The 18,729-nt window shown below is 70.0% G+C and carries 17 protein-coding genes and 1 pseudogene; 7 read left to right on the forward strand and 11 right to left on the reverse strand.

Going from position 1 to position 18,729, the window contains the following annotated elements; translation table 11 throughout:
- Positions 1 to 76: 76 nt before the first annotated feature.
- Positions 77 to 379 (forward strand): annotated as a pseudogene (locus tag ACFYR3_RS18855) (IS630 family transposase); the annotation flags it as partial.
- Here ACFYR3_RS18855 and ACFYR3_RS18860 read toward each other — a convergent pair.
- The 3 genes from ACFYR3_RS18860 to ACFYR3_RS18870 form a co-directional block, all read right to left on the reverse strand.
- Positions 376 to 873 carry an ATP-binding protein gene (locus ACFYR3_RS18860; RefSeq protein WP_355842388.1) on the reverse strand — a complete coding sequence of 166 codons (498 nt, stop codon included), beginning with the start codon at positions 871 to 873 and terminating at the stop codon, positions 376 to 378. The pseudogene ACFYR3_RS18855 and the gene ACFYR3_RS18860 overlap by 4 nt on opposite strands.
- A 429-nt stretch (positions 874 to 1,302) precedes the next feature.
- Positions 1,303 to 1,584 (reverse strand): hypothetical protein, encoded by a 282-nt coding sequence (locus ACFYR3_RS18865; protein WP_389283920.1) that lies wholly within the window; start codon positions 1,582 to 1,584, stop codon positions 1,303 to 1,305.
- A gap of 276 nt (positions 1,585 to 1,860) precedes the next feature.
- Positions 1,861 to 2,064: a hypothetical protein gene (locus ACFYR3_RS18870; RefSeq protein WP_355842394.1), complete on the reverse strand. Its 204-nt coding sequence runs from the start codon at positions 2,062 to 2,064 to the stop codon at positions 1,861 to 1,863.
- 398 nt (positions 2,065 to 2,462) lie between these two features.
- On the opposite strand from ACFYR3_RS18870, the gene ACFYR3_RS18875 reads away from it, so the two are divergent.
- The 4 genes from ACFYR3_RS18875 (at position 2,463) to ACFYR3_RS18890 (ending at position 5,719) form a co-directional block, all read left to right on the forward strand.
- Positions 2,463 to 3,020 (forward strand): hypothetical protein, encoded by a 558-nt coding sequence (locus ACFYR3_RS18875; RefSeq protein WP_389283922.1) that lies wholly within the window; start codon positions 2,463 to 2,465, stop codon positions 3,018 to 3,020.
- 460 nt (positions 3,021 to 3,480) lie between these two features.
- Entirely contained in the window at positions 3,481 to 3,921 is a 441-nt protein-coding gene (locus ACFYR3_RS18880) for a hypothetical protein (protein WP_355842400.1), read from the forward strand.
- Between the two features lie 387 nt (positions 3,922 to 4,308).
- A complete protein-coding gene (locus ACFYR3_RS18885) occupies positions 4,309 to 5,142 on the forward strand; it encodes an MBL fold metallo-hydrolase (protein WP_355842402.1) in 834 nt (277 codons plus the stop codon).
- A 130-nt stretch (positions 5,143 to 5,272) separates the two neighbouring features.
- Entirely contained in the window at positions 5,273 to 5,719 is a 447-nt protein-coding gene (locus tag ACFYR3_RS18890; protein ID WP_355842405.1) for a helix-turn-helix domain-containing protein, read from the forward strand.
- Between the two features lie 22 nt (positions 5,720 to 5,741).
- Here the strand turns inward: ACFYR3_RS18890 and mutM are convergent, their stop codons facing one another.
- The 8 genes from mutM to recG form a co-directional block, all read right to left on the reverse strand.
- The gene (gene mutM, locus ACFYR3_RS18895) at positions 5,742 to 6,602 is read right to left on the reverse strand and encodes a bifunctional DNA-formamidopyrimidine glycosylase/DNA-(apurinic or apyrimidinic site) lyase (RefSeq protein WP_355842408.1); all 861 of its coding nucleotides are present in this window, start codon (positions 6,600 to 6,602) and stop codon (positions 5,742 to 5,744) included.
- Positions 6,603 to 6,889: 287 nt separating this feature from the next.
- A complete protein-coding gene (rnc, locus tag ACFYR3_RS18900) occupies positions 6,890 to 7,747 on the reverse strand; it encodes a ribonuclease III (protein WP_355842411.1) in 858 nt (285 codons plus the stop codon).
- 19 nt (positions 7,748 to 7,766) lie between these two features.
- Positions 7,767 to 7,940 carry a 50S ribosomal protein L32 gene (gene rpmF, locus ACFYR3_RS18905; protein WP_006139588.1) on the reverse strand — a complete coding sequence of 58 codons (174 nt, stop codon included), beginning with the start codon at positions 7,938 to 7,940 and terminating at the stop codon, positions 7,767 to 7,769.
- Between the two features lie 2 nt (positions 7,941 to 7,942).
- Entirely contained in the window at positions 7,943 to 8,587 is a 645-nt protein-coding gene (locus tag ACFYR3_RS18910; protein ID WP_355842414.1) for a DUF177 domain-containing protein, read from the reverse strand.
- Between the two features lie 175 nt (positions 8,588 to 8,762).
- Positions 8,763 to 9,854, reverse strand: coding sequence for an ATP synthase F0 subunit B (locus ACFYR3_RS18915; protein WP_355842417.1), 1,092 nt, complete (start codon positions 9,852 to 9,854; stop codon positions 8,763 to 8,765).
- A 99-nt stretch (positions 9,855 to 9,953) separates the two neighbouring features.
- Complete coding sequence (gene coaD, locus ACFYR3_RS18920) at positions 9,954 to 10,433, reverse strand: pantetheine-phosphate adenylyltransferase (protein WP_261708304.1); 480 nt, start codon at positions 10,431 to 10,433, stop codon at positions 9,954 to 9,956.
- A 26-nt stretch (positions 10,434 to 10,459) separates the two neighbouring features.
- On the reverse strand, positions 10,460 to 11,047 hold the full coding sequence (gene rsmD / locus ACFYR3_RS18925; RefSeq protein WP_355842420.1) for a 16S rRNA (guanine(966)-N(2))-methyltransferase RsmD: 588 nt from the start codon (positions 11,045 to 11,047) through the stop codon (positions 10,460 to 10,462).
- A 68-nt stretch (positions 11,048 to 11,115) separates the two neighbouring features.
- Positions 11,116 to 13,332, reverse strand: coding sequence for an ATP-dependent DNA helicase RecG (gene recG, locus ACFYR3_RS18930; protein WP_356781729.1), 2,217 nt, complete (start codon positions 13,330 to 13,332; stop codon positions 11,116 to 11,118).
- Positions 13,333 to 13,498: 166 nt separating this feature from the next.
- Between recG and ACFYR3_RS18935 the strand changes: the two genes are divergently transcribed.
- The gene (locus ACFYR3_RS18935; RefSeq protein WP_389283926.1) at positions 13,499 to 15,337 is read left to right on the forward strand and encodes an HSP90 family protein; all 1,839 of its coding nucleotides are present in this window, start codon (positions 13,499 to 13,501) and stop codon (positions 15,335 to 15,337) included.
- On the forward strand, positions 15,334 to 18,726 hold the full coding sequence (locus ACFYR3_RS18940) for a tetratricopeptide repeat protein (protein ID WP_389283928.1): 3,393 nt from the start codon (positions 15,334 to 15,336) through the stop codon (positions 18,724 to 18,726). Before ACFYR3_RS18935 ends, ACFYR3_RS18940 begins: the two co-directional genes overlap by 4 nt.
- Positions 18,727 to 18,729: the final 3 nt, after the last annotated feature.

Here is an 18,729-nt window from a genome sequence, read left to right on the forward strand (position 1 = left end):
CTCAACTCCTGCTCATGGGTGGCGCGTTGAGTTCCTTCGCGGGTACCCAACCCTGAAGGTGAGTTGAGACGGAACACAGATCCGTCGCTGGGCGAAGAAGAACCGGGTCGAGCTGTGCTTCACCCCGACCTACGCGTCATGGGCCAACCCGATCCAAGCTCACTTCGGACCGCTGCGGCAGTTCACCATCGCCAACTCCAACCACCACAACCACACCGTGCAGACCCGGGCGCTGCACGCGTGCCTTCGCTGGCGCAACAGCAACGCCCGGCATCCTGACGTGCTGGCAGCCCAACTCCGCGAGCGCGCCCGGATCCGCAGCGAGAAGGGCCTCCACCGGGGAGGACGTCCCCTCCCCGCCGAACGGCTCCAGGTCTAGGACTGCGTGAAGACCCGCTCGCCCTCTCCACTCGGTTCCTCGAAGTTGGCCAGGTACCGGTTGAACAGCGTCTCATCCACGGTGACGGAGTTAGCACCTTCCTTGCCATTTCGGACCTCGAGGCGACGCTCCAGCGTCGTCCGGTCGGCCTTGAGGTGGACCAGTTCCCAGCGGCAACCGTGACTTTCAATCAGCGCCTTGTAGTTGTCGCGGGCGGCGCGACTCCAGAAGCTGTAGTCCACCACCGCATCGCGCCCGGCCAGCATCAGCTCGACCAGCTCCTGCCGCTGCTCGCGACGGACCTCTTCCTTGAGCTGGTCGAATGCCTCGGCCTCCAGCACCAAGCCGGCGTCGCGCTGCCCGAGTCGCTGCCAGACCACCTCGTCAATGGAGAGCCGAACGTGACCGCGTCGCACCAGCTCCATCGCGTAGGTGGTCTTGCCCGCTCCCGGAAGGCCACACATCAGCACCACCGTGCTCAATCGCTGCGTCACTGAGCCAGGTTAGACCCCGAAAAGTCGCCCTACTCCGTGCCGACCAAGGGCACCCGCTGGAAACGGACCCCACCACGCCTGACCGACCCGGCGAACCTATGTGGTCAGAGCACCAGCGAGGAGACACCCTCTGTGGCTGGGGTGGTCGGCTCCACGGCTTTAGGCAGCCACCATGGGGCGAGCCTCGAAGATCATGGCCCCAACGTCGTGCTTACCGGGCAGGTCCACAGACTGCCCGACGCGCCGGAAGCTTACGGGGCCATGATCACTCGCCCCATGGCAGCTCCCGCCCAAAGCCGTTCCGCCGACCTCATTCCCGAAGGCTCAGGCCGAGGACCTTTCCCCGGGGCGAGTGCCCGCCATGAATCGCGACTCCACCGGTACAGATGGACGACCACCGGCGGAGAGGGAGAAGACCGGTGGCCCAGCTCAGAGCACCAGGAAGCCTCCGAGCCGCTCCACCGTGTTGATGAGGGCACCGTTCGATGGGTCGACGATCTTGTTGGCGACAGACTTGCCGTTGCCGCTGCTGTGGTTGCTGAGCAACCCCTCGACTCCGCTGTTGGCTCCTTCGTTGCCGCTGGCAGTCTGGCTGATTCTGATGTCGTCCCCGATGGGGTTGGGGTCGGCCGACGCGGGTGCGGCAGCGGCAAGGGCGAAGGCGCCGACGACGGCCGCGACTCCGAGGGTTCGACTGAAGATCTTGGTCATGCCCAGGAAACGACTGTTGCGCGCGGACGGACACGGGACCGCGGGACGGATCAGGCAGTCGTAACCTGTTTGGCTCCGTACACCTGGGACTGTGCCCGTGCCCCTCCTGTGCCCGTTCGGTCGGGAAGCAGCAGGGAGTCACGGTCGCTGGCGGACAATGCCCACGAGCATGGCCCCTGACCGATTTACCTGGTCAGGGGCCGTTCACCTGCGGTGGGTGTGGGATCTGAACCCACGGTGACTCGCGCCACGACGGTTTTCAAGACCGTTCGCAGATCAGGAGTAGAAGCCCCGGCCGTACTCCTCGGGCCCGACACTGAAGTCGTCCGGACGATCACGGCGCAGCTCCTCATACCGGACCGCGAACACGTCAATGGCTTCATGAATCGTGCAGTCCAACACTTCGCGGATCGTCTTGAGCGCGAAGATGATCCGGTGATCGACGATGTCGCGATCTACGCTTGCCGGCAGTGTGGTCACGGGTCCCCCGAAGTCGCTGTACAGCAGCGGAGTACAGCAACCGCACAGACCACAGTCAACCGAGTAGGACCTCTGGCAAGCCAACGGCCAGCCAATCGACCCTCAGCAACCGTCACGCCCATGGTTCGCATCGAGAGGGTCACCAGCCGGCAGGGCTTGGGACGACCTTGAGAGATGCGGCTGTGAGCAAGTCTCGGCGTGCGCGATCCAGCGGTCGAAGTACTGAGCCTCGGCGTCTGCGGTGCTCTCGGTGACGAGCCATTCCCGGGCTGCTCTGACCATTTCGCCCTCAGCCTCGGCCGTCTCGCTTGGCCGCAGTTCAACCCAATCCGTCAGGACGCGGGCCGATGGGCAGGGAACGTGGGTGGGGGAACCCGGCAACCGGTTATGCCTATGGCATGTCCATGCGGAAAGTGCGGATGATGCGACCCGCGCGTGCGCTGCTCCCCCTTCTCCTGCTGCCAGTTCTCCTCACAGGATGTGACGGGGACAAGAACGGCGGGACGGCCGCCGGCCTCGACGCCGCCGCGCGCGTCTGGGGCGTCGAGCCGGAACTCGTCTATGTCACCAAGGTCTCCGGCTACACCGTGTTCCAGCAGTCGGTCGGCGAGTACGACGACGAGTTCGCCGCCGCGTATCGGTCCGAGAAGGGTGCCACCAAGTTCGGCCTCTTCGTGGGTCGCGGCACGCTGACAGCGGAGAACTGCCCCAAGCAGCCACTGGGCGAGGTGTCGGACAAGCAGGTCACCTGTGAGCAGGACGGCGACGCCTGGTACCGCAAGGCAGGTGCCAGTCACGAATACGCGGTGCCCGACGACGGCGTGGTGATTCATCTGATCGCCGATGCGGACAAGGTCGACCGCGCCATGCTGCGTAAGGCGGCCGAGGCGGTCCACCGCCCGGACGACGCCGAATTGGCCGCACTCCTGCCGGCCACCGACGGCGCGGACACCTGAGAGGACGGCACGACGTCGATTGCCGGCCCATTTCGTGACCGGTCCCGCGGCAAGCGCGGACGCGAAAGGATCAGCAGCTCTCATGCCAGAACGGGCGGGACTCACGCAGAACCGGGGTTCGTAGGGTGAGTTCCGCCGGGCTCTGCCCAGGCTGGGGAATCCTCAGATCACGCCCGTGATCGCCCAACCTCGCTCCTGAAGCGGCGGTCGGCGCGAGCGCATCGAGGTCGGGCTGGAGGACGCAGGTACGCCAGGGGAACAGGACCCGACGGTGAACCGGCCGGCGCCATCATCGACATCGGATTGCATCAGGTCGTAGCCCAAATCACCTTGTACGCACGGCGGTTGATGGGCTCTCAGGTGCTGATGGGACTTCCGGACAGATAAGATGCCCAGGTTGCCCACTATTGATCAAAGGTGGGCAGCGAAATGTAATTTCAAGCAAGGGAGTTGTGCCTCAATGGCTCGAAAGAGGAGAATCGCCGCTTCGTTCGCGACCGTGTCGACGCTCGTCCTGGCAGCGACGACGCTCGGGGTCGGCACTGCGAGTGCGGCTCCGACCTTCACCTTCAAGTGCGTCCACCTCACGTCGCCCAGCGAGTGGGAAACCGTCGCCTACAACCAGGACGGCCACTACGTCGGCCTGGCGCTGTTCGACCAGGACCCCTACGGCGGCAACCCGGGTGACGCCCTGTACGCGACGGACGCGGGGTCCGATGGGTACTGGGTGGAGGCGCACCTGAGCACGGGCCGCGTCGCGAGCACAAAGGGGCACACCGCGGGGTACACCGCCGGACCCGTCACAGGGGATCTGCCGGAGGACCACACGTACTACCTGTCCATCGAGATGCACAATGCCGACTCGATCTACAGCTCACAGGGCTGCACGGCCAAGTCGTGACGACGCAGCACCCCCGCTCGGGCCGTCTCCGGGCCGTACGGGGGTGCTCGACATCGACCAACGCTGACAACCGTCGACAGCTGAGTCGCAGGTCGCAGCGTTGGTCGATGCCATCACGCGCCTGCTCGACGTGGCACGGGCCCGCTCACAGCGCCGACGCGCGCCCAGGAATGGGTTGGCCGACGGCATGAGGTCAGGGCGCGCCGTGGCCGGGAGGCGCCGGATCGCCCGTCCGGCCCCGTGAGTGCCTCCGGGCCCTGACCCGGAGGCATGAGGGACGACGAGCCTCACCATGCCGCGCTGGACAGGTGACGGGGGGCCATGTTCGATGGAGCCCTGTTGGCAAGCGGCGGAAGGCGCAGGGAACCGCGAGCGGAAGGAGCCCCCGTGCTGAGGCAGGTCGCGGAGGGTGTGCTGGTCCACGAGAGCGAGTTCGTGCGGAGCAATGCCGTCGTCGTGCAAGGCCGCGCCGGCGTGTTGCTCATCGACGCCGGGGTGCAGGACCACGAAATGGTCTGCCTCGCGAACGACCTGTCCGATTCGGGCCAGACCGTCGTGGCAGGGTTTTCTACGCATCCTCATTGGGACCACCTGCTCTGGCACGCCATGCTCGGCTCGGCGCCTCGTTACGGCACGGCGCGCTGCGCGGCCACTGTCCGAGATCGGCTGTCGGACGAAGGGGCGAAGGCCCGCGTGGCCGCGTTGATCCCGCCGGACATCGTCGAGCAGGTACCCCTGGACCTGCTCGGCCTCATTGCCGGCCTGCCCGCCGAGACGGCGCGGATTCCCTGGGACGGTCCTCTCGTCCGGATCATCGAGCATCAGGCGCATGCCCCGGGCCATGCGGCGCTGTTGATCGAGGAACGCAGGGTTCTCGTCGCCGGCGACATGCTCTCGGATGTACTTGTTCCGATGCTCGACCTGAACGACACCACTGACCCGGTCGAGAACTACCTCGCCGCGCTGAGGCTGCTCGACGACGTGACGCACGACGTCGATGTCGTCGTCCCCGGCCACGGGTCCGTCGGCCGAGGTGACGAGGTGCGCGCACGGATCGCCCAGGATCGCGCGTACGTACATGCCTTGCGTGACGCCCGCGCCCCCAGCGACCCGCGGGTCGGCCCATCGGCCACGTACGGCAAGGATTGGCTGCCCGGCGTGCACGAACGGCAATTCCAGCACCTCGCCCGAAGAAGCGAGCCCGACGGGACGTCCGGCTAGCGATCCGCCTGCGACACCCCGCACACCGGTACACCTGATCAGAAGCGAGGCCAGGACTCCCAGCGCACAACAGCTAACCAGAAGTTAGTGCAACCCTCTGGGCAGCGCTGTGGCTGAGTATGCTGGTCGTATGGAATCGTCCGCGCAGATCACGGAGCGCGCCGAGAGTGACGAGAGCACCGTGTGCGCCGACGGCAAGGACCTCGCGTACAACGTGTTCGCCCGCGGTTGCCCGTCCCGGGGCACGCTGGAGCATGTCACCGGCCGCTGGGGCTCGCTCACGCTGGGAGCGCTGTACGACGGCACGTTCCGGTTCAACGAGTTGCGCCGACGGGTCGACGGCGTCAGCGAGAAGATGCTCTCGCAGACCCTGCAGGCGCTGGAGCGCGACGGTCTGGTGCACCGCGACGCACGGCCCACGAACCCGCCGCGTGTCGACTACACCCTCACGCCGCTGGGCCGCGAGGTCGCCGAGCGGCTGCTGAGTCTCATCACGTTCGTCGAGGGCCGCATGGACGACGTCCTGGAGGCCCGCGGACGCTACGACGAGACACGCGCGGCCCAGCGCGAGGCGTAAGGGGTCAGGCAGAAGGCGGAAGTCAGGCGCCGGGGCGGGGTGCCCGCTGGCAGCGCGGGCAGAAGTAGCTGGAGCGGTTCATCCAGGCCCGCCGGCGAATCGGCGTCCCGCAGCGGTGGCAGGGCTCCCCCTCGCGCCCGTACGCGTCGAGCGAGCGGTCGAAGTAGCCCGACTCACCGTTGACGTTGACGTACAGACTGTCGAAGCTGGTGCCGCCGACCGCGAGGGCGTCGTTCATGACGTCGCGGACGTGGCCGAGGAGTTCGGCGGTGCGCGGCCGGGTCATGGTCCCCGTCGGGCGTTCGTAGTGCAGCTTGGAGCGCCAGAGCGCCTCGTCCGCGTAGATGTTCCCGACGCCGCTGATCAGCGACTGGTCGAGCAGGGCGCGTTTGATCGTCGTACGGCGGGCCCGCAGCGCGGTGTGGAACGCGGCGTCGTCGAAGAGGGGGTCGAGCGGGTCGCGGGCGATGTGCGCGATGACGTCGGGAAGGCCGTCCGGGGTGTTCTCGTGCAGTGACAGCCCGCCGAACGTGCGCTGGTCGACGAAGCGCAGCTCGGTGCCCCGGTCGTCCTCGAAGCGGATGCGGATGCGCAGGTGCTTCTCCTCGGTGGCGTCCTCCGGCTGCACGAGGAGCTGGCCGCTCATACCGAGGTGCGCCAGCACGGAGTACGGCGAGTCGTCGAGCGGCAGCCACAGGTACTTGCCGCGGCGCATCGCCTCACCCACCCGGTGCCCGGCGAGTGCCTTCGCGAAGCCGTCGGGCCCCGCCAGATGCCGCCGCACGGCCCGCGGATGCCGAACATCCACCGACTTCACGACCCGTCCGGTGACCCAGCGCTCCAACCCCCGCCGCACGACTTCGACTTCGGGCAGTTCGGGCACGGGACTCCTCCTGAGGGGACGGGCTGAGCGGTGATGCCGGAAGGGTACATCGCGCCCGACGGCGGCCGTCGGCGAGCAGTCCGTGCCGGCCCAGCGGCACGCGGCCGCCGAGGAGTTGGGGCCGGCCCAGGCCGGAGGCGGGGCCGGGACCGTGTCAACGCGCGGACCCCGCCGCGGCGCGAGTGCGCTGCGACGGGGTCCGGTACTGCGGGTTGCTGCAGGTGCTGCGCGTACCGCGGTTACTTCAGTTGTGCTCGTACCGCGGGTACTTCAGTTGGATGAAGGATTCAGGCCGTGGCCGTGTCGGTGGTCGGCGTCGAGGAGGTGTCGGCGGTCTCCTCGACGTCCTGAGCCGCCTGCTGGGCGGCACGAGCCACCTGTTCGGCGGCCTGGGCCGACTTCGCGCGTTCGTCCGCGGCAGAGTGGATGGCACGCCACGCGGACTCCGCGGCCTGCTGTTCCGCCTCCTTCTTGCTGCGGCCGGTGCCGGTGCCGTACGAGACGCCTCCGACGCGGGCGGCAGCAGTAAAGACCTTCTCGTGGTCCGGGCCGGTCTCCGAGACCAGGTACTCGGGAACCCCGAGCCCCTCGGTCGCCGTGAGTTCCTGGAGACTGGTCTTCCAGTCCAGGCCTGCACCCAGATTCGAGGACTTCTCGATCAGCGGGTCGAAGAGCCGGTGGACGAGTTCGCCCGCCGCTTCCAGACCCTGGTCGAGATAGACAGCGCCGATCACCGCTTCAAGGGTGTCGGCGAGGATGGACGCCTTGTCCCGGCCTCCCGTGCCTTCTTCGCCCCGGCCGAGCCGGATGAAGGAGCCGAGTTCGAGGCCGCGGCCCACTTCCGCCAGCGCACGAGAATTGACCACCGCGGCCCGCAACTTGGCCAGCTGGCCTTCGGGCAGGTCGGGGTGGGTGCGGTACAGCGTGTCCGTGACCACGAGGCCCAGTACGGAGTCCCCGAGGAACTCCAGACGCTCGTTGGTCGGCAGACCGCCGTTCTCGTACGCGTAGGAACGATGGGTCAGCGCACGCACCAGAAGGGCGGACTCGAGCTTGTAGCCGAGCCGCCCTTCCAGAAGCGTGTGGGACGAGGCTGTGTTGTCCGCCTTTTTCTTGGCGGTTGGATCCGCCTTGGCGTCAGACATCAGACCTCTCACCAGCCGCTCAGACCTCGAGGACCTGGCGCTTGTTATAGGTGCCGCAAGCCGGGCACGCGATGTGCTGCAGCTTGGGCTCGTGGCAGCGCTCGCACGCAACCAGGGTGGGGACCGCAGCCTTCCACTGCGACCGGCGGTGGCGCGTGTTGCTGCGCGACATCTTCCGCTTCGGAACAGCCACGGCTACTTCTCCTGCTTCTCGTCGACGCCAGGTTCGGCGCCGCTCAACTCGTCCTTCTCGCCATCTTCGAGTGAACCGGCGAGTCCCTGCAGTGCCGCCCAACGGATGTCGACGGCGTCATGGTGGTGCTCCGGGTCGTCCGCGAGCCGCGCTCCACACTCGGAGCACAGGCCGGGGCAGTCGTCCTGGCACACCGGCTGCATCGGCAGTGCGAGCACCACCGCATCACGCAGCACGGGTTCGAGGTCGAACAGGCCGTCCTCGAGGAAGAGCGTGTCCTCGTCGTCCTCGGCGTCGTCGACCGGCTCCGCCTTGGGGCGGCTCCGGTCATCGGCGTCAGGGTACGAGAACATCTCCTGGAAATCCGCTGCGAGCACCTGCTCGAGCGGCTCCAGACACCTTACGCACTCCCCCTTGGCCGATGCACGGGCGGTGCCTGTGACAAGCACCCCTTCCATGACCGACTCCAGGCGGAGTACGAGCTCCATCGGGGCGCCTTCCGGCACTCCGATGACACCCTGGATCCCCAGATCCTTGGGAGCGTCGATCGTGCGGGTCAGGCGCTGGAGCGCGCCAGGACGCCGCCCCAGCTCGTGCGTATCGAACACGAGAGGATTGCGGTGGTCGAGGCGGGCGTTCAGAGCCATTCCTGCTTTCGATCTTCGAACTCAAGGGAACGCCGCCCTTGGTGTCCCGCGGGCAGCGTGGATCGCGGACGTACACGCGACCGAAGAGCCAGGATACTGGACCTTTCGCTCTCGGCCCAATCCGGTGCGCGCCCCCGGCCTCGGCCGACGGTGCGCGCCCCTCCTGACCCCGTGGTCAGTGGCCGCCGCGCCCCTGCTCGTACGCCCTCAGCTGCTCCGCGCTGATCATGCTGGTGTCGAAGAGGCTGGCCTCGTCGAGGGCGTGGTTCTGCTGGTCCATGGCCTGGGCCTGCTGCTGGGCGTAGACCTGCTGCTGGTTCTGGTCGTACGCCTGCTGCTGGTCGTAGCCCTGCTGCTGGTAGGCGGCGTACGGGTCGGCCTGCTGGTAGCCGTACGCGTCCTGCTGCTGGGTGTACTGCTGCTGGTAGCCGTACGGGTCGGCCTGCTGCTGGTAGGCGTACGCCTCCTGCTGCTGCCCGTAGGACGGCTGGGCGGCCGGCTCCGGGGTCTGGGCGGGCTGGGCGGGCTGGGCGGGCACGTCGGCGAGCTCCGCGAGGCCGGCCAGGTAGTCGGCGTCGCTGGTGTGCGCGCCGGGCGTTCCGTCGTCCCCGAAGGCGCTCAGATCGCCGAGGTCGTCGCTGGCGATCCGGCCGTGCAGCTTCTGCCGGCCGTGGCCGACGGCCTCCAGGGTCTTGGCGAGGACGGCCTCGAAGGCGCCGAGCTTGACGTCGACGTATTCGTCGGCGTTGCGGCGCAGGGTCTCCGGGTCGTAACTGCGCTCCGGGGCGTCCTCGTCCTCGTACCCCTGCTCGTCGACGCCCGGGCCGGTGCCGAGGAGCTTCTCGCGGCCGCGGCCGACGGAGCCGAGGGTCTTGGTGAGGACGACCTCGAAGTTGGCGAGCTTGGAGTCGACGTAGTCGTCGGCCTCGGCACGGATCTCCTCGGCCTCCTTGCGGGACTCCGCGAGGATCCGGTCGGCCTCGTTCTGCGAGCGGCGGGCGACCTCGGTGTCGGAGATCAGGGAGCCCCGCTCGGCGTGCGCGGTCTCGATGATCCGCTCGGCCTCCTGACGGGCCCGCTCGACCATTTCCTCGCGGCCGCCGATCAGCTCCTGCGCCTGGGCGAGGGAGCCGGGCAGCGCCTGGCGCACCTCTTCCAGCATCGACAGCAGGTCGGCGCGGTTGACCACGCACGAGGCCGACATGGGCATGGAACGGGCGCTGCCGACCGCCGCGACGATCTCATCGAGCTTCTTCTGCACGTCCACCGTGTGCTCGCCACTCTCTACAGCTGTGATGGAGACGGACGGGTCGACTGTACGACCACTGCTGCCCCGCCCGACACCGGGTGACGGGCTGTCAGGCACTCAGTCCTGGCCCAGCCGCTCCTTGAGCGCCGCCAGGACCACCGGCGGCACCAGATGGGAGATGTCGCCGCCCCAGTTCGCGACTTCCTTGACCAGTGAGGAGGAAAGGAAGCTGTAGGTGGGGCTGGTCGGGATGAACAGGGTCTCGACGCCCGAGAGGCCGTAGTTCATCTGGGCCATCTGGAGTTCGTAGTCGAAGTCGCTCACCGCGCGCAGGCCCTTGACGATGGCCGGGATGTCCCGCTGCTTGCAGTAGTCGACGAGGAGGCCGTGGTAGGCCTCGACCTGGACATTGCCGAACTCGGCCGTGACCTCGCGGATCAGCTCGATCCGCTCGTCGACCGTGAACAGGCCCTTCTTCGACTGATTGATCATCACCACGACGTGCACGACGTCGTACAGCGGGGAGGCGCGGGCGATGATGTCGAGGTGTCCATTGGTGATGGGGTCGAATGACCCCGGACAGACGGCGCGGCGCAACAGTGGTCCCTCGCTCTCCGGTCCGGTCATCGTGCGTCTTCGCACGTAGAGGCGGCGCGACCGTACCAAAACGTGCCCTCGCCGTATCGACGGGCCCTGACGGCTTCGAAACCGTCCGGCCAGCCGAATTCGCCGCCTCTGGTGCTGCGCTCCACGGTGACGAGCGCATCCTCCGTGAGCCAGCCCCCGGCCAGGAGTGTGAGCAGAATCTCCCGAAGATCGTCGTCCGCGACGGCGTACGGAGGATCCAGGAAGACCAGGTCGTACGGTGCCTCAGGCGCCGCCGTCCGGACGATCTGCTCCGCTTTGCCCGCTCTGACCTCGGCGCCCGGCAGACCGAGCGACTTCACGTTGTCGCGGATGACCTTGGCCGCGCGGGCGTCCGCCTCGACGAGCAGGGTGTGTCCGGCGCCGCGGCTGAGCGCCTCCAGGCCGACTGCGCCCGAGCCGGCGTACAGGTCGAGCACGCGCTCGCCCTCCAGCGGGCCGCCGAGCAGGGACTGCCATGTGGAGAAGAGGCCCTCGCGCGCCCGGTCGGAGGTGGGGCGGGTTCCGGTGCCCGGCGGGACGGCCAGACGGCGTCCGCCGGCCCGGCCGGCGATCACGCGGGTCATGAGGGTCCTTTGCGCTGGGGGTGGGTCGGTTCCTCCCAGTCTCTCAGCCGCCGGCCCGTCGCCGTCGCTCAGCCCTTGTCCAGGTACTGCTCCCGTTCCTCGTCCAGCAGGGCGTCCAGGGCGGTGCGCAGGCCGGGGAGGCCCTGGAGATCCGGGTCGGCCGCGACAACCGAGGTGGCCTCTTCGCGGGCCTCCGCGATGATCTCCTCGTCGTCGATGACGGCGAGCATGCGCAAGGAGGAGCGGACGCCGGACTGGGCCTGGCCGAGGACGTCGCCCTCGCGGCGCTGTTCGAGGTCGATGCGGGAGAGCTCGAAGCCGTCCAGGGTCGAGGCCACCGCGTTCAGCCGCTGCCGGGCCGGGCTCGCCTCCGGCATCTCGGACACCAGGAGGCAGAGTCCCGCGGCCGAGCCACGGCCGACGCGGCCGCGCAGCTGGTGGAGCTGGGAGACGCCGAACCGGTCGGCGTCCATGATCACCATGGCGGTGGCGTTCGGGACGTTCACCCCGACCTCGATCACGGTCGTGGCGACCAGGACGTCCGTCTCGCCCGCGGCGAAACGGCGCATGACGGCGTCCTTGTCGTCCGGATGCATCCGGCCGTGCAGGACTTCGACCTTGAGGCCCTGGAGGGGGCCTTTGGCGAGCTGGGCGGCGACGTCGAGGACGGCCAGCGGCGGACGCTTCTCCGCCTCGTCCTCGGGGGACTTCTTCTTGCCGCTCTTCTTTGGGTCGTCGTCCTCGTCACCGATGCGGGGGCAGACCACGTACGCCTGATGGCCGTTCTCCACTTCCTCGCGCACGCGCTCCCACGCGCGCGTGAGGAAGTGCGGCTTGTCCGCGACCGGGACGACATGGCTGGCGATCGGGGAGCGCCCGGCGGGGAGCTGGTCGAGCACGGAGGTCTCCAGGTCGCCGAAGACCGTCATCGCGACCGTGCGCGGGATGGGCGTGGCGGTCATCACCAGGAGGTGCGGGGGCTGCTTGCCCTTGCCGCGCAGGGCGTCGCGCTGCTCGACGCCGAAGCGGTGCTGCTCATCGACCACGACCAGGCCCAGGTCGTGGAACTGCACCTTGTCCTCGATCAGCGCGTGCGTGCCGATCACGATCCCGGCCTCGCCTGTGACCAGGTCGAGCAGCGCCCGCCGGCGGCCCGCGGCCCCCATGGAACCGGTGAGCAGCACGACCTTCGTGGAGTGCTCGGCCCCGCCGAGCATGCCGCCCTCGGCCAGCTCGCCCATCATCTCGGTGATCGACCGGTGATGCTGCTGGGCGAGCACCTCGGTGGGCGCGAGCATCGCGGCCTGCCCGCCCGCGTCGACGACGGCGAGCATGGCGCGCAGGGCCACCATCGTCTTCCCGCTTCCCACTTCCCCCTGCAGCAGCCGGTGCATCGGGTGCTCGGTGGCGACGTCGTCGAAGATCTCCTTGGAGACCTTCTGCTGGCCCTCGGTGAGGGTGAAGGGCAGTTTGGCGTCGAATGCGGTCAGCAGGCCGTCCGGCGCGGGGACGCGGGCGACGGCCGGGAGCTGGGCGTCGGCGTGGCGGCGGCGGGCCAGGGCGACCTGGAGGACGAATGCCTCGTCCCACTTGAGGCGGGCGCGGGCGTCGTGGATGTCCGCCTTGGTGTGCGGGCGGTGGACCTTGAGGAGGGCTTCGGGGAGGGTGACAAGACCACGGCCGTCCCGCAGCGAGTCCGGGAGGGGGTCGACCGCTTCCTGGGCACTCGGCAGCACCGTCTGCACGGACTTGGCGATCTTCCAGGACTCCAGCTTGGCGGTGGCCGGGTAGATCGGGATGAGGGCGCCCGCCCAGCTGTCGACGCTCTCCACGGCCTCGTCGCCCTCGCCGCGCAGCAGTTCGTACGCCGGATGGGCCAGCTGGAGGCGGCGGTTGAAGACGGACACCTTGCCGGAGAACATCGCGCGGGTGCCCGGCAGCAGGTCCTTGTGGGGCTTGTGCACGCCGTGCCCGAAGAAGACCAGCTGGAGGCGGCCGCTGCCGTCCGTGATGGTGACTTCGAGGCGCTGCCCCTTGCCGCGGGGCGCCTTGGACGAGGCGAAGGTGGCCAGGCGCGCGTCGGCGACCTGGGCGACCACCGTCACATGCTCGTCCAGCGGCAGGTCGGCGAGGTGGGTGAGCTGCCCGCGCTCCTCGTATCTGCGCGGGTAGTGGTGCAGCAGGTCGCCGACGGTGTGCAGGCCGAGGTGCTCGGCCATCACCTTCGCGGTGGCGGGACCGAGCGCCTTCTTCAGTGGTTCTTCGAGCACGGGCACGAGATCCATTGCACACCACGGCACTGACATTGCCGTATACGTCCCGGAAATCCGCTGGTCAGACGGCTCGTTCCGGGCCTAGGATGACGCGCTCCGGCCCTCTTCGCGGTCACCGTCCCCCGGGACCGCCCGACCCCGCGCCGTCGCACGTCCCCCACCCACCGGCGCAGCGACGATGGACTCCCAGACCTCACAGCCGTCCCAGGCCTCCCCGTCACCTCATACGTTCCAGGTCGACCTGCGCGGTCTGGTCGACCTCCTCTCCCACCACCTCTACTCCAGTCCCAAGGTCTATCTGCGCGAACTGCTGCAGAACGCCGTCGACGCGATCACCGCGCGGCGCGCCGAGCAGCCGGACGCCCCGGCCACCGTGCGCCTGTACGCCGAGGGCGGCACCCTGCGGGTGGAGGACTCCGGCATCGGGCTCACCGAGTCCGACGTGCACAACCTGCTGGCGACCATCGGCCGCAGCTCCAAGCGGAACGACGGCCTGGAGTCGGCGCGTTCGGACTTCCTCGGCCAGTTCGGCATCGGGTTGCTGGCGTGTTTCGTCGTCGCCGAGCGCATCCGGGTGGTCAGCCGCAGCGCCCGGACGCCCGACGCGGCGCCGGTCGAGTGGACGGCGGCCGACGACGGCTCGTACACCGTGCGCACCCTGCCGCACGAGGCGCACACCGAGCCGGGCACCACCGTGCACCTGGTGGCGCGCGCCGGGGCCGGCGAGTGGCTGAGCGAGGAGCGGGTGCGCTCGCTGGCACGCGACTTCGGGGCGCTGCTGCCGTACGACGTGCGCGTCGGCGACGAGCCGATCGCGGACCTTCCCGCGCCCTGGGACCGGCCCTATCCGAGTCCCACCGGCCGAAGGATCGCCCTGGCCCGGCACTGCCACGACCTGTTCGGGTTCACTCCGCTGGACTCGATCGACCTGGACGTGCCGCTCGCCGGGATCCGGGGCGTGGCCTACGTCCTGCCGTCGGCGGTCAGCCCCGCCCAGCGCGCGACCCACCGCGTGCACCTGAAGGGCATGCTGCTCACCGAGCGGGCCGAACAGCTGCTGCCCGACTGGGCGTTCTTCGTGCGCTGTGTCCTCGACACGGACAGTCTGCGGCCCACCGCGTCGCGCGAGTCGCTGTACGAGGACGAGACCCTCGCCGCCGTACGGGAGGCGCTGGGCGAGCGCATCCGGTCCTGGCTGACCGGTCTCGCGGCGGGCGATCCGGAGCGGCTGGCCGCGTTCCTGTCGGTGCACCACCTGGGCGTGAAGTCGCTGGCGCGGCACGACGCGGAGATGCTGCGCACGATGCTGCCCTGGCTGCCCTTCGAGACGACCGACGGACGGCTGTCCCTGGAGGAGTTCGCGCAGCGGCACCCGGTGGTGCACTTCACGCGGACCGTCGAGGAGTACCGGCAGGTCGCGCCGATCGCCTCCGCGCAGGGCGTCGGGGTCGTCAACGGCGGCTACACGTACGACAGCGAGCTGATCGAGGCGTTGCCCGCCGTGCGCCCCGGGACGGTCGTCTCGGAGCTGGACGCGGACACCGTGACGGCTCATCTGGACGCGGTGGACCCGGCCGAGGAGCTGGCCCTGTCGGCCTTCCTGGGGGTCGCGCGGGCCAGACTCGACCCGCTGAACTGCGATGTGGTCCTGCGCGCCTTCCACCCCATGTCGGTGCCCGCCCTGCATCTGGACGACCGGGCGGCCCGCCACGAGCAGGCCCGTGCGGAGGCCGAGGAGCAGGCCGACGACCTGTGGGCGGGCATTCTCGGCTCGCTGCGCGGCACCACCCCCCGCGCGCGTCTGGTCCTCAATCACCTCAACCCGCTGATCCGCAGGATCAGTTCGCTCGGTGATCCTGACCTGATGGGCACCGCCACGGAGTCTCTCTACGGACAGGCCCTGCTGATGGCCCAGCGCCCGCTGCGGCCCGCGGACTCGGCGCTCCTCAACCGCGCCTTCATCGGCCTCCTGGAGTGGGCCACCCACACCGACCCCGGAAAGGACGACCGCCGATGAGCCCGGCGATGGACTTCGACACGCTGCGCCGGGCGATGGCGGACAACTACGAGCAGCCGGAGGGGCCCGGCCGCAACGCGCGCGCGGAGCAGTTGCTCGTGGAGGCCGAGCGGCTGAACATCCCGCTCGCCGTCATCGAGGCGCTCGGACACCAGCTGAAGGTCTACAACTACAGCTCCGAGAAGGGCAAGATGTTCGTCCCCTTCGCGCGCCTGCTGCGCATGTGGGACGAACACCCCGAGGACTTCGACGAGTTCGAGATCCACTCCCTGCACTGGGTCTTCAAGTGGATGTCGGCGGGCATGCTCGACCAGCCGCACGTTCCGCTGGCCTCCATAGAGAAGTGGCTCGGCGAGATGGAGCGGCGCTACCGTCTCGCCGGCCACTCCGAACGGGCCGTGCGCGGTGCCGAGTTCAGCGTCGCCGCCCACCTGGGCGACCTGGAGCGCGCCGAGCGGGCGTACACCGCCTGGATGGCCGCGGACCGTGACTCGATGGCCGACTGCCACGCGTGCGAGCTGCACGGACAGGGCTGGTGGCGGGCGGTGCGCGGCGCGGACGTGGAGGCACTGGAGCTGTGGGCGCCAGCGCTGGAGGGCGAGTACACCTGCGCCCACGAGCCGCACACCGTCCTCGCGTCCTCCCTGCTGCCGCTGCTGCGCCTGGGGCGCGTCGACGAGGCGCGCGCCCATCATCTGCGCGGTTTCCGGCTGGTGCGGGCCATGGAGAGCATGCGGGGCGCGTACGCGGACCATGTGGAGTTCTGCGCGCTCACCGGCAACGAGGCGCGCGCCCTGGAACTGCTCGCGGAGCGCCCGGCCTACTTCACGGACTCCGGGGACCCGCGCAGCAAGCTGGACTTCATGGCGGTGGTGGCGCTCACCATGGACCGTCTGACCTCCCTCGGACTCGGCGGGCAGCCGGTTCCCGGGCCCGCGGGGCGCGGGTGGACGGCGGCGGAACTCTCCGTGCACGCGCGCGGGGAGGTGCTCGACCTGGCCGCTCGGTTCGACGCCCGCAACGGCACGTCGTACGTCAGCGAGCGCGCCCGCGCCCGCATGGATCAGCCGACGCTCGTCGACCGGCTGCCGCTGGGCGTGCGCTCCGCGCGCCCGGCACGCACCGGCCACCACGTACCGCCGACGGCCCCCGCTCCCGTGCCGCAGGCCGGGGCCGCGGCCGCCGAACCCGACCTGGACGCGCTGCTCGCCGAGGCCCGGCGGCTCTCGGCGCTGCGCAACCCGGACGCGGTGGAGGCGTGGGCGGCGGTCTCGCGCGCCTCCGAGGGCCACGAACTGCGGGTCCGCGACCGCGCGGAGATCGCCGATCACGCGGCGATGGGTGAGGGACCACAGGGCGCCGGCCTCTTCCATCGGGCCGCCGAGCTGTACGCCGAGGCGGGCGACCCCGGCGAGGCACTGGCGGCCCGTTCCCGCGCCGCGTACGTCCAGGCGCTGTCCGGCGGGGCCGCGGAGGTCCTGGACACCGTCGCGGAACTGCGCGAGCAGGTGCTGGCGCTCTTCGCGGAGGGCGGGACGGAGGTGTCCCAGACGGCGTCCGTGCTGGTGGGGCGGGCGCGGACGCTGATGCATCGGGTGGACGAGCTGGAGGCCGGTCCGGAGGGCAGCCAGCCGCTCTCCGACTCCGACTCCGGCTCCGGCTCCGGCTCCGGCTCCGGCTCCGGCTCCGGCACAAGCTTCGGCTTCGGTTCCGAGGGCGATGTCATGGTCGCCGCCGAGGAGGCCGCGCGGGAGTTGCTGGCCCTCACGGAGCCGCACGCCGGGGACGACGTGGCGCTGGCTTCGCGGGCCGCCGAGGCGTACGCGATGCTCGGGGAGCTCGCGGCCCGCGCCGACGACGCCGAAGGAGCCGCCGAGTTCCTCTCGCGCGCCGTCGAGGGGTTCGTGGCGGCGGGGCTGCCGTGGTTCGCCGTCGAGTACGACTCCCGGCTCGCCGGGATCGCGATGCACCTCGGCGACACGGAGGCGGCGGAGCGGGCGACGCGCGCAGCGCTGGACCACGGCGATTCCCACCTGGAGCCGGCCGGCCATGCCCAGCTGCATCTCCGGCTCGCCGAGATACTCGCCGCCACCGGGCAGTTCGGCCCCGCCTCGGAACATGCACTGGAGGCCGCGCACTGGGCCGACGAAGCGGGCGACGCCGCCACGTTCGGGGCCTGGGCGCGCCACCAGCTCGGTGGTTTCCTGCTCCGCCGGGGCCGGTGGGCGGAGGCCGCCGAGATCCTGGAGTCGGCGCTGCCGGATCTGACCGGCGAGATGCACGGCGACGGCGCGATCGTGCAGACGCGCTGGTGGCTCGGCGACTGCCTCACCGAGCTCGGCGAACACCGCGAGGCCGCCGAGCACTGGCTGCGCGCCGCGGACATCGCCCGGCACTGGCCCGAGCAGCGCGACCACGCGATGCTCGCGCATCTCGCGGCCGAGGCCCTCGGGCACGCCGGGATGACCGCCCAGGCGGATCAGGCGTACGCCCGTGCGGGCGACCTCTGGCGCGAGCTGGGCAACGTCCACGGGCTGGTCCGGGCGCTCCGGGCCCGCGCGTGGGGCGCAGCCCGGCTGGACGGAGGACTCGACGGTGCGCGGGAGCTGATGGGAGCGGCGGTCCAGGAGTGCGAGTCGGCGGTGGAGAGCCGGGCGGCTGCCCCGGGCTCGCCGGGGACGGAACACCTGTTCCTGCCGGACGACTCACCGGACGACTCGACCGAGGCGGGGGCCGGAGACGGGGGCGAGCCCGGGAGCGGAGGCGGGGACGAAACGGGAACCACCGCCGGGACCGGAACCGAGACCGGAGCCCGCCTCCAGAGCGAAACCACGGCCGAAACCACGGCCGAAACCGGGGCCCGCCTCGGGGCCGCGACCGGGTCCGGATCCGCAGCCGAAGCAGTGCCCGAAACCGGAGCCGAGACCGATTCCGGCTCCGGCTCCGATTCCGATTCCGGCTCCAGCTCCAGCTCCAGCTCCAGAATCGGAACCCGAATCGGCTATGGGCTCGAAGACGAGGAGGCGCGGCGCCGTGTCGTCGCCGAACTCGGGCACACCCACCGTCAGTTCGGGGATCTGGTGGCCCGTTCCGTGCCGAACGACGCGGAGGAGGCTGCCACGCGGGACGCGTTCGAGGAGGCCCTCGGGCACATCACCCGGGCGATCCTCGTGTTCGCCTCCCTCGGGGACGCCCTGCTCGACGCCCGGACGGGCGCCGAACTGGCGGCCGCCCGGCTGGAGGCCGACCTGGGACGGCACGAGGCCGCCACGGCACGCGCGCGCGGGGTCCTTGCCGCGTGCAAGCGGCTGGACGGTGAGATCGCCGCGGCCCGGCGGGCGGACGCCGGGCAGATGCTCACGCTCATGGAGAAGGCCGACAGGGCCTGACCG

This window comes from Streptomyces sp. NPDC005784 (assembly GCF_042871525.1).
Taxonomy (GTDB): Bacteria; Actinomycetota; Actinomycetes; order Streptomycetales; family Streptomycetaceae; genus Streptomyces.